13 protein-coding genes are annotated in these 10966 nt (G+C 57.2%); 12 read left to right on the top strand and 1 reads right to left on the bottom strand.

The window, feature by feature from the left end; translation table 11 throughout:
- The first annotated feature begins 226 nt into the window (after nt 1-226).
- The 4 genes from PHT20_RS15490 (at nt 227) to PHT20_RS15475 (ending at nt 1900) form a co-directional block, all read left to right on the top strand.
- Nucleotides 227-448, top strand: coding sequence for a hypothetical protein (locus PHT20_RS15490; protein WP_300084385.1), 222 nt, complete (start codon nt 227-229; stop codon nt 446-448).
- A 75-nt stretch (nt 449-523) separates the two neighbouring features.
- Nucleotides 524-1297, top strand: coding sequence for a hypothetical protein (locus PHT20_RS15485; protein WP_300084386.1), 774 nt, complete (start codon nt 524-526; stop codon nt 1295-1297).
- A 92-nt stretch (nt 1298-1389) separates the two neighbouring features.
- A complete protein-coding gene (locus tag PHT20_RS15480; RefSeq protein ID WP_300084387.1) occupies nt 1390-1665 on the top strand; it encodes a BrnT family toxin in 276 nt (91 codons plus the stop codon).
- Entirely contained in the window at nt 1637-1900 is a 264-nt protein-coding gene (locus PHT20_RS15475; RefSeq protein WP_300084388.1) for a hypothetical protein, read from the top strand. Before PHT20_RS15480 ends, PHT20_RS15475 begins: the two co-directional genes overlap by 29 nt.
- A gap of 26 nt (nt 1901-1926) precedes the next feature.
- Here PHT20_RS15475 and PHT20_RS15470 read toward each other — a convergent pair whose 3' ends face one another.
- Nucleotides 1927-2838 (bottom strand): LysR family transcriptional regulator, encoded by a 912-nt coding sequence (locus PHT20_RS15470; RefSeq protein WP_301021222.1) that lies wholly within the window; start codon nt 2836-2838, stop codon nt 1927-1929.
- A gap of 154 nt (nt 2839-2992) precedes the next feature.
- Between PHT20_RS15470 and PHT20_RS15465 the strand changes: the two genes are divergently transcribed.
- From PHT20_RS15465 to pgk, 8 genes are all read left to right on the top strand, one after another.
- Nucleotides 2993-3721 carry an HAD-IA family hydrolase gene (locus tag PHT20_RS15465; protein WP_301021221.1) on the top strand — a complete coding sequence of 243 codons (729 nt, stop codon included), beginning with the start codon at nt 2993-2995 and terminating at the stop codon, nt 3719-3721.
- 56 nt (nt 3722-3777) lie between these two features.
- Nucleotides 3778-4476 carry a ribulose-phosphate 3-epimerase gene (gene rpe, locus PHT20_RS15460; RefSeq protein ID WP_301021220.1) on the top strand — a complete coding sequence of 233 codons (699 nt, stop codon included), beginning with the start codon at nt 3778-3780 and terminating at the stop codon, nt 4474-4476.
- 89 nt (nt 4477-4565) lie between these two features.
- Nucleotides 4566-5663: a class 1 fructose-bisphosphatase gene (locus tag PHT20_RS15455; protein ID WP_301021223.1), complete on the top strand. Its 1098-nt coding sequence runs from the start codon at nt 4566-4568 to the stop codon at nt 5661-5663.
- 107 nt (nt 5664-5770) lie between these two features.
- On the top strand, nt 5771-6646 hold the full coding sequence (locus PHT20_RS15450) for a phosphoribulokinase (protein WP_301021219.1): 876 nt from the start codon (nt 5771-5773) through the stop codon (nt 6644-6646).
- 132 nt (nt 6647-6778) lie between these two features.
- Nucleotides 6779-8848, top strand: coding sequence for a transketolase (tkt, locus tag PHT20_RS15445; RefSeq protein ID WP_301021218.1), 2070 nt, complete (start codon nt 6779-6781; stop codon nt 8846-8848).
- Between the two features lie 12 nt (nt 8849-8860).
- On the top strand, nt 8861-9529 hold the full coding sequence (locus PHT20_RS15440) for an HAD-IA family hydrolase (RefSeq protein WP_301021217.1): 669 nt from the start codon (nt 8861-8863) through the stop codon (nt 9527-9529).
- A gap of 78 nt (nt 9530-9607) precedes the next feature.
- Entirely contained in the window at nt 9608-10615 is a 1008-nt protein-coding gene (gene gap / locus PHT20_RS15435) for a type I glyceraldehyde-3-phosphate dehydrogenase (protein WP_301021216.1), read from the top strand.
- A gap of 100 nt (nt 10616-10715) precedes the next feature.
- On the top strand, nt 10716-10966 hold a 251-nt coding region (pgk, locus tag PHT20_RS15430), incomplete at its 3' end, for a phosphoglycerate kinase (protein ID WP_301021215.1).

The raw sequence follows: 10966 nt of genomic DNA, 5'->3' as shown, positions 1-10966 counted from the left end.
GCAGCACACTGACCCAGCAGCAGAGTTGGTGTAAAAACTTGGGTGCTGGTATTTCTTGGAACTGTTATGACCATTCACACTAACGAAAATCGTCGATAACCCATATTCCATGCGGATTTCAGAGAGTTTTTCGGTTCAATGTTAGGGCGATAAGTGTCATGTTAGGGAGACACGGGCATGGCTCCTTACATTGAGTTAGTCATTTCACATAGGAGACCATGAAGCGATGATCGAAGAAATTAGAGAAGCGGTGCATAACGCCGCTCTCGAGAAGCAAAAAATTGCAATGTTTCATTTCCAAGTCTTGAAAAATGCTGCTGCCCTAGAAGGGGTTGACCCCGCATCGTTCTGTGCAGAAATTGGTGTACCAAACACTTACAAAACAGAGTTCACAAAAATGCTCAGTTTGGCTCGCGTCATGCGACAGCAAAATGTTCGTCTTGCCTAAGGCCATACCTAACGTTCAAGCTCAGCCGGCGGCGGAAGCGGGCTGAGCTTGAACGTTAGGCGTAATCAATACCTCATGCTCGACTTTCTCCGCGACCAGGCCTGGCAGTTTTTCGGAATCGTCATCAGCGTAGCTGTCGCGATCTGGATATACCGCGCACAAAGCTCACGCGCTGAACTCGCTTTTGGGGTGCTCTCTGCGCGGGAGTTATTGACTATTCACGACAGCCTGTCAAGCCGCGTTACGGTCACTTTAGACGGAGCTCTTGTTCGTGATGTCAGCTTACTTGTCTTTGCGTTCAAGAACTCGGGGAATCGTCCATTCCGTGCGGGTGACTTTGCCGTACCAGCAACGTTCGAGTTTGGATCAACTGTTCGACTATTGTCGGCAGAGATTAGCCGTCGTAGCCCAGAGAATCTTGAAGCAAGAATCGATGCCAACGAAAGTAAGCTTGTCCTTCAGCCCTTGCTGTTGAATCAAGGTGAGTATGTAGTCATTCAGGCGCTCGTGGCTGGAAGGAACCCCAAAGTGTCATGCAATGTTAGGGTTGATGGGGTAAGTAAGCTGCAACCAATCAGTCGGCAATTGGTGGATAGGCGATCCATTGAGCGTTCTCTCGGTGAAACTGTCCTCTCCTTACTTCTTAGGATGCTTCTCTGTTGGTTTGTGATCAATCTCGTCGATTCGATTACGAACGTCAAGCTGGCGGAGACGCTGACAATAAATGGTTCGTTCGCGTTCGGATTGGTGGTGTTATCGATAGCAACTGCCATTCTCGAAAAACTTGCTGGTTGGTTTAGGTCCAGATTCTTCAGCGGTAAACCACGACGCGTCGTAGATGACGCATAACCCCTTTGGTAACCGCCCGCTACGCCAGCCTTTTACGCCGCCTGACTTAGCGAGCCGGTTACCTCAAACATTAAACCTTCCAAGTGTTTCGCATGTTCAATTTCGAATGGGATGATCAGAAAGCCGCGAGCAATGTGTCAAAACACGGTGTATCGTTTGAAGAAGCGGTGAGCGTTTTTGGCGATGGTCAGGCGCTGACTTTCTCTGACACCGACCACAGCGAATTTGAAGATCGAAGTCGAACCTACGGCATGTCCAATAAATCGCGGCTCTTGGTGGTCATCCACACAGAACGTCGAAACGGCATGCGAATCATCAGCGCCAGAAAGGCAACACGGTATGAAAAAAGCATCTACAAAAATGGCTGATCAAGACATCCCCGAATTGAAGCGCAGTGAGCTTGGCACGGGCGTAAGGGGCAAGTACCTGAAACACTTCATGCAAGGCAGCAATGTCGTGGTACTTCAGCCCGAAATCCAGAAGGCATTTCCTACTTCTGAGGCCGTCAACAAGGCTTTGGCGAGCATGCTGGCTTTTGCGCAAGAAACGCAAGGTTTAACGGGGCGCTCAGGTCGAGCCACGCGCAAGCGCGTCGCCGCGTAGCTTTGACGTTAGACCTCTCAAACCCATCAACTCCAGGTATCCATCAGCGCCCCGCCTTGCACAATCAAAAATTGCTTGAAGGCCATGGCTGCGGGCGAGAGTTTTTTGCTTTTGAGGTGCGTCACATACCAGTGGTTGATTTGCGGCAGCTCGGCCACATCCAGCAGCGCCAAGTGACCGCTGGCGAGCTCGTGGCGCACGGTGCGCAGTGACAAAAAGCTCAAGCCCATGCCGGCCATGACGGCTTGCTTGATGGTCTCGTTGCTGGGCATTGACATGGCCACATGGAGCGGCGTTTGGTGCTCGTCAAACAAGCGCTGCATGGCGGCACGCGTGCCAGAACCCTCTTCGCGCACCACAAACTGGTACGCGGCCAAGTCTTCAAAGTTCAAATTTTTGCGCCGTGCCAGCGGGTGGTCGGGGGCGGCCACGATGGCCAGCGGGTTGGTGGCAAAGGGTTTGGCGACGCAGTCCATGTGGCTGGGCGCGCGCCCCATCACCACCAAATCCACTTCAAAACGGCTCAGCAGCCCCAGCACGTTCTCGCGGTTGTCAATGTGCAAGTTCACCTCAATGCCAGTGAACTGCTTGTTAAAACGCACCAGCAGCATCGGCACAAAATATTTGGCAGTGCTGACCACAGCCAAATCCATGCGGCCTTTTTTCAGGCCAATGTGCTCGGCCATCAGAGCCTCCAGGTCTCTAAACTGCCCCATGGCGCTGGTGGAGTGGGTCAAAAACACCTGCCCTGCAGCCGTGAGCTGAATGTTGCGCCCCATCGGCTCCACCAGTGCCAGTCCAAAAGCCTCTTCCAGCTGGCGCAGCTGCATTGACACCGCAGGCTGCGTCACAAACAGCTTTTCAGCCGCCTTGGACACCGAGCCTTGGCGCGCTACCTCTAAAAAAGTCTGGATTTGCTTGAAGGTGTACGGGCGCATGGGCAACTCCTTTAAAAACCAAATACCTAAAGTTCATCAGCTGATGCTGATGATTTTTTAATAAAACGTGATTAGAGTTTATGGGTTAGGGCGATTAAAGTAAATCCATGCCGAAAACACGGCACCTGCTTCACCTTTTTAAGGATTCACCCCCATGGCACATGCTGCACTCCAAGCGCTCATTTTCGATGTTGACGGCACCTTGGCCGACACCGAAAGCGTGCACTTGGCAGCTTTCAACCACGCCTTCAAAGAAGCCGGGTTGGACTGGCAGTGGGACCTGGCGCTTTATACCCAGCTGCTGGACATCTCTGGCGGCAAAGAGCGCATCTTGCACTACTGGAAGCAGGTCAACCCCGACATGTTGGCGATCAATGCCAATGCCCTGCAAGACCGCATTGGCCGCATCCACGAGCTCAAAACTGCCGCCTATGAAAACGCAGTCAACAGCGGCGCCGTCAGCCTGCGCCCCGGTGTGCTCAAGCTCATGGACGAAGCGCTCCAAGCCGGACTGCAGCTGGCCATTGCCACCACCACGTCACCGGTCAACATTGCCGCACTGCTGCGCCACGCCATTGGCAGCGACTGGCGCATGAACTTCAGCGCTATCGGCGATGCTTCTACCGCCCCGATCAAAAAACCGCATCCCCAGGTGTATTTGCAAATGTTGCAAGCCTTGCAACTGCCTGCCGCGGCCTGTCTGGCCTTTGAAGACTCCAGCAACGGCCTGCGCTCGGCCACCGCTGCGGGCTTGGCCACCGTGGTCACCCCCAACAGCTTCACCGCCCACCACGACTTTGCCGGTGCCCTGAAAGTGGTGCCCGATTTGAGCCAGGTCAACCTGCAGCAGTTGCGCCAGTGGCATCTTGCGCCAGCGCGCTAAAGCCGTCCAGAACTGCATTACCCTCACGAATTTCAACTTTACAGAAAGCCCGCCCCATGCCTTCATCTCAAGTTTTGCGTTTGGCTCCCAGCATTTTGTCGGCCGACTTTGCCCGCCTGGGCGAAGAAGTGCGCGCCATTGAGGCCGCTGGTTGCGACCTGGTGCACTTTGACGTGATGGACAACCACTACGTGCCCAACCTCACCATTGGCCCGCTGGTGTGCGAAGCCATTCGCCCGCATGTCAGCATTCCGATTGACGTGCATTTGATGGTGGAGCCGGTGGATTCCATCATTCCGCTGTTTGCCAAGGCCGGTGCCAACATCATCACCTTCCACCCCGAAGCCTCCAAGCATGTGGACCGCAGCTTGTCGATGATCCGTGAGCTGGGTTGTAAAGCTGGCTTGGTGCTCAACCCCGCAGCCCCAGTGGATTGGCTTGACCACGTGATGGACAAGCTTGACATGATTTTGCTGATGAGCGTCAACCCCGGTTTTGGTGGCCAAAAATTCATTCCCAGCACGCTGGCCAAACTGCGCACCGTGCGTGCCAAGATCGACGCCCATGTCGCCGCCGGTGGCCAACCCATTTGGCTGGAAGTAGACGGTGGTGTCAAAACCGACAACATTGAAGAAATTGTGGCCGCCGGTGCCGACACCTGCGTGGCCGGCAGTGCCGTGTTCAGCGCGCCTGATGCCGATGGCGGCTACAAAGGCATCATGCAGGCACTGCGCCGCGCCGCCCACCCAGCCTGATCAGATACAAGCAAAATCAGCCTCTAGCCCTTTGTATACAAGCACAAGCAGCTACATTATTTATAACTAACGGAGACTTCACCATGTCCATGACCCTCAGATCCAACCGCTCCACGCTGACGCAATTCTTGATTGAAGAGCGCCGCCGTTTCCCCAGTGCCAGTGGCGACTTCAACGCCTTGATTCTGGACGTGGCACTGGCCTGCAAAGGCATTGCCAAAGCCGTGGCTTATGGCGAACTCGCTGGCGTCATGGGCAACCATGCAGCCGACGAGGGTGGCTCGATCAACGTGCAAGGTGAAACCCAGAAAAAGCTCGACGTGCTCTCTAACGACGTGTTCATGCAGCGCACCGAGTGGTCGGGCAACCTGGCGGGCATGGCCAGTGAAGAGATGGACGCCCCCTACCAAATCCCCAAGCAATACCCACGCGGCAACTACCTGATTGTGTTTGACCCGCTGGACGGCTCCAGCAACATCGACGTGAACGTGTCGGTGGGCAGCATTTTCAGCATCTTGCGTGCGCCGCAAGACGTGATTGACTCAGGTCGTGACGTGGTCGATACCGACTTCTTCCAACCCGGTGCCAAACAAGTGGCGGCAGGCTACGCGCTCTACGGCCCCACCACCATGATGGTGCTGACCGTGGGCGACGGTGTGAACGGCTTCACGCTCGACCCGAATCTGGGCGAGTTCATGTTGACCCACCCCAAGATGATGATTCCCGCAGACACGCACGAATTTGCCATCAACGCTTCCAACGCCCGTTTCTGGGAAGCCCCGGTCAAACGCTATGTGGACGAATGCCTGGCTGGCAAAACCGGCGCCCGTGGCAAAGACTTCAACATGCGCTGGATTGCCTCCATGGTGGCCGAAGCCCACCGCATTTTGATGCGCGGCGGTGTCTTCTTGTACCCACGTGACACCAAAGACCCCTCCAAACCAGGCCGTCTGCGCCTGCTGTACGAAGCCAACCCCGTGGGCATGATCATGGAACAAGCCGGCGGCCGTGCCAGTACCGGCGAAGTGCCGATGATGACCGTGCAACCCACCAGCTTGCACCAACGCATTGGCTTTGTCTTTGGCTCCAAAAACGAGGTCGAACGCATTGAGCGCTACCACCGCGAGCCGGTGGCTGTGGAACCAGAAAACCCCCTGTTTCACGAGCGCAGCCTGTTTCGCGATTGAGCCTGAAAACGTGCGCAGTACTACTAAAAAAATAGCTGCTCACGCTTATCCATCAAGCTCTAGAGGCCAATTTCTTATAAATTTTTAAACTTCAGGAGACACCCACCATGTCCATTCGTCACCCCATCATCGCCATCACCGGTTCCAGCGGCGCAGGCACCACGTCGGTCACCCGCACGTTCGAGAACATTTTTCGCCGTGAAAACATCACCGCCGCGGTGATTGAAGGCGACAGCTTTCACCGCCATGACCGCAAAGCCATGAAGATCAAGGCCGCTGAGGCTGAAGCCGCAGGCAACAAAAACTTCAGCCACTTTGGCCCTGAAAATAACCTGTTTCCTGAACTTGAAGCACTGTTTCGCGACTACGGCCTCACTGGTGTCGGCAAGCGCCGCAAATACCTGCACGACCCCGACGAAGCCGCCCCTTACAAACAAGAACCCGGCACCTTCACCCCTTGGGAAGACGTGCCCGCCAACACCGACCTGCTGTTTTACGAAGGTCTGCACGGCGCGGTGGTCACGCCAGAGGTCAACATTGCCCAGCACCCTGACTTGCTGATTGGCGTGGTGCCGGTCATCAACCTGGAATGGATTCAAAAACTCTACCGCGACAAAAAACAACGCGGCTACAGCACCGAAGCGGTCACCGACACCATCCTGCGCCGCATGCCCGACTATGTGAACTACATCTGCCCGCAGTTCATGCACACCCACGTCAACTTCCAGCGCGTGCCCATGGTCGACACCAGCAACCCGTTCATTGCGCGAGACATCCCCAGCGCCGACGAGAGCATGGTGGTCATCCGCTTTGCCAACCCCAAAGGCATCGACTTTCAATACCTGCGCAGCATGATTGATGACAGTTTCATGAGCCGCGCCAACACCATCGTGGTGCCAGGCGGCAAAATGGAGCTTGCCATGCAACTCATCTTCACACCCTTTGTGTGGCGCATGATGGAGCGGCAAAAGAAAGCTGGTTGAAAGACTTAAACGCCCCCTGAGTCGGCTGCGCCGCCGCCCCCCACTGGGGGCAACGCCTTGCAGCCTGGCAAAGCCGGTTCTGCGGCGTTCTGGCTAAAGTCACGCTATTTCGTAACCCTATTTGAGATTCATATGAACACTCCCACCCCCGAATTTGCCAAACAAATGGCCAACGCCATCCGCATGCTGGCGGTTGATGCGGTTGAAAAAGCCAAGTCTGGCCACCCCGGCGCGCCCATGGGCATGGCCGACATTGCCGAAGTGCTGTGGAACCGCCACCTCAGCCACAACCCCACCAACCCGCATTGGGCCAACCGCGACCGCTTTGTGCTCTCCAACGGCCACGGCTCCATGCTGATTTATGCGCTGTTGCACCTCACCGGTTACGACTTGCCCATGAGCGAGCTGCAAAACTTCCGCCAGCTGCACAGCAAAACCGCCGGTCACCCAGAGTTTGGCATCACCCCCGGCGTGGAAACCACCACCGGCCCGCTCGGCCAAGGCATCACCAACGCGGTGGGCATGGCGTTTGCTGAAAAGCTGCTGGCGCAAGAGTTCAACCAGCCCGACGCGGCCATCGTGGACCACTTCACCTACGTGTTTTTGGGCGACGGCTGCATGATGGAAGGCATCAGCCACGAAGCCTGCGCGCTGGCTGGCACCTTGCGCCTGAGCAAACTGGTGGCGTTTTACGACGACAACGGCATCAGCATTGACGGCCATGTGGAAGGCTGGTTCACCGACGACACCCCCAAGCGCTTTGATGCCTATGGCTGGAACGTGATCCCAGCGGTGGACGGCCACAACCCTGCCGCGCTGGACGCTGCCGTCAAAGCGGCCAAAGCCCAAGCCGTGCTGGCCGACGGCAAACCCACCCTGATTTGCTGCAAAACCGTCATCGGCATGGGCTCGCCCAACAAAGCTGGCACGCACGACGTGCACGGTGCCGCGCTGGGCGCCGCTGAAGTGCAAGCCACCCGCGATGCACTGGGCTGGACTGCTGCCCCGTTTGAGATTCCCGCCGACATTGCCGCCGCTTGGGATGCCAAAGCCCGTGGCGCTGCCGCCGAAGCTCAGTGGAACAGCCAGTTTGCCGCCTACCAAGCCAAATACCCCACCCAAGCAGCCGAGTTTGTGCGCCGCATGGCGGGTGACTTGTTGCCCGCTTACGCTGAAAAACTGCCTGAAGTGCTGGCTGGCATTGCCGCCAACGCCACCGCTTTTGCCACCCGCAAATCCAGCCAAAACGCGCTGGACGTGATTGCGCCGCTGGTGCCCGAGTTTTTTGGTGGCAGTGCCGACCTGACCGGCTCCAACCTGACCAATTTCAAAGGCTGCGTGCGTGCCAAGCGCGACGTGTGGGGCAACCACTTCAGCTACGGCGTGCGCGAGTTCGGCATGGCCGCCATCATGAACGGCATTGCCCTGCATGGCGGCTACATCCCCTACGGTGGTACTTTCCTGACCTTCAGCGACTACAGCCGCAACGCCATCCGCATGGCCGCGCTGATGAAAATCCGCGTCATCCATGTGTTCACCCATGACAGCATTGGCTTGGGCGAAGACGGCCCCACCCACCAAAGCATTGAGCACATCCCCAGCATGCGCATCATCCCCGGCCTGGACGTGTGGCGTCCGGCCGATGGTCTGGAAACCGCCGTGGCCTGGGCTTGCGCGGTGGAGCGCCGTGATGGCCCCAGCGCGCTGTGCCTGTCACGCCAAAACCTGCCACGCTTGAGCGACATCGCCCAAGTCGACAAAATCCGCAAGGGTGGCTACATCTTGTCTGACATGGAAGGTGCGCAAGCGGCCATTTTGTCGACTGGCTCCGAGCTTGAGATTGCCATGAAAGCCCAAGCCGAGCTGGCCGCCGCAGGCGTGCCCACCCGCGTGGTGTCGATGCCTTGCAGCAATGTGTTTGACCGCCAAACCGAGGCTTACCAAGAGCTGGTGTTGCCGCTGTCCATGCCCACCGTGGCCATTGAAGCCGCCCACCCTGACTTCTGGCGCAAATACGTCGGCCGCACCGGCGTGGTGATTGGCATGCCCACTTTTGGCGAGTCGGCACCTGCACCCAAGCTGTATGCGCACTTTGGCATCACCGCCGAGCGCGTGGTCAGCGCGGTCAAAACGCTGGCGCACCGCGCCGCCCACCGCCGTGCCGAGCCCCTGCCCGACACAGTGGTGCCTTCCAGCAACTGAAAGGGGAGGGTGATGCGCGCGTTTGACTTGATGCTGTTTGACCTGGATGGCACGTTGGTGGAAACCGCCCCCGAGATCATGGATGCGGTCAACGACACCTTGAGCCGTTTTGCGTTGCCACTGGTCACGCAAACCCAAGTCAACGACTGGATTGGACACGGCACGCGCGAGCTCATGGTCAAAGCCTTGGTGCAAGTTACCGGCAGCACGCCTGAACAGGTGCGCACCAGCAAACTGCTGGGCAAGATCATGCCGGTGTATGACGGCTTTTACGCGCGCCGCTGTGGCACCCGCAGCCAGCCCTACCCCCAGGTGCGCGAGACCTTGCAGGCCTTGCGCGCCAAAGGGGTCAAGCTGGCCGTGGTCACCAACAAGGAAGGCCACTACACCCAGGTGGTGCTGGCGGTGCACCAGCTGCAAGGCTTGTTTGACGCGGTGGTCAGTGGCGACACGCTGCCCACCAAGAAGCCCAACCCCGCCGGGGTGCAGCAGTGTTTGAGCCAGTTTGGTGTGCTGCCCACGCGGGCGTTGTTTGTGGGCGACTCCAGCATTGATGCCGCTACGGCACGCAGTGCGGGCGTGCCGGTGTGGCTGCTGCCTTACGGCTACAACATGGGTCAAAGCGTGCAAGCTTGCGCGCCAGACCGGGTCATTCAAGATTTTTCGGAACTACTAATTTAATAGCTATTTACGCTTTATTTATAAGCGCTAGAGGCTAATTTTGTTACATATTTTTAATTTTTTTAACAGGAGCATGCAATGACAATCAAACTAGGTATCAATGGTTTTGGCCGCATCGGCCGCATGGTGTTTCGCGCAGCAGTGCAAAACTTCAAAGACGTCGAAATCGTCGGCATCAACGACTTGCTCGAACCCGAATACCTGGCTTACATGCTGCAGTTTGACAGCGTGCATGGCCGCTTCAAGGGCGAGGTGTCGGTCGATGCTGGCACCCTGATCGTCAACGGCAAACGCATTCGCCTCACGCAAGAGCGCGACCCGGCCAACCTGAAATGGGCTGAGGTGGGTGCCGATGTGGTGATCGAATCCACCGGTCTGTTTTTGGACAAAGTCACCGCGCAAAAACACCTGGATGCCGGTGCCCGCAAAGTGGTGTTGTCAGCCCCTAGCAAAGACGACACCCCCATGTTTGTCTACGGCGTGAACCACACCGCATACGCTGGCCAAGCCATTTTGAGCAACGCCTCTTGCACCACCAACTGCCTGGCCCCCGTGGCCAAGGTGCTGAACGACAAATGGGGCATCAAGCGCGGCCTGATGACCACTGTGCACGCTGCCACTGCCACCCAAAAAACCGTAGACGGCCCGTCTAACAAAGACTGGCGCGGCGGCCGTGGCATTTTGGAAAACATCATCCCCAGCAGCACCGGCGCAGCCAAAGCGGTGGGTGTGGTGATTCCTGAACTCAACAAAAAGCTCACTGGCATGGCATTCCGTGTGCCCACCAGCGACGTGTCAGTGGTTGACCTCACTGTGGAGCTCAACAACGCCGCCACTTACGCTGAGATTTGTGCCGAGATGAAGGCGCAAAGCCAAGGCGCGCTCAAAGGCGTGCTGGGCTACACCGACCAAAAAGTCGTCTCCACCGACTTCCGTGGCGAGCCTTGCACCAGCGTGTTTGACTCCGAAGCAGGTCTGGCACTTGACGGAACCTTTGTCAAGGTGGTGAGCTGGTACGACAACGAGTGGGGCTACTCCAACAAGTGCCTTGAAATGGCACGTGTGGCGGCGCTGCATCAGGCCTGATTCAACAAGCAAAAAGGGTGACGCGGTTGATGGTCACCCTTTTTTTGCCGGCGCGGCGCCCGTGTCGCGAAGCTATTTAAATGGTTTTGAGGAATTTCAAATGAAAGTATTGCGTTTTGCAGATGTGATTGCCAGTGGTGCGGCCAGCGGTAAACGGGTGTTCATCCGTGCCGACCTGAATGTGCCGCAAGACAAGCAAGGCCACATCACCGAAGACACCCGCAACCGCGCCAGCGTGCCGTGCATTCAAATGGCGTTGGCTGCCGGTGCCGCGGTCATGGTGACCAGCCATTTGGGTCGCCCCACCGAGGGCGAGTTCAAACCTGAAGACTCCCTGGCACCCGTGGCCAA

This window comes from Rhodoferax sp. (assembly GCF_028715765.1).
In the GTDB taxonomy this organism is placed as follows: domain Bacteria; phylum Pseudomonadota; class Gammaproteobacteria; order Burkholderiales; family Burkholderiaceae_C; genus Rhodoferax.
This window is presented reverse-complemented; position numbering and strand designations above follow the sequence as displayed.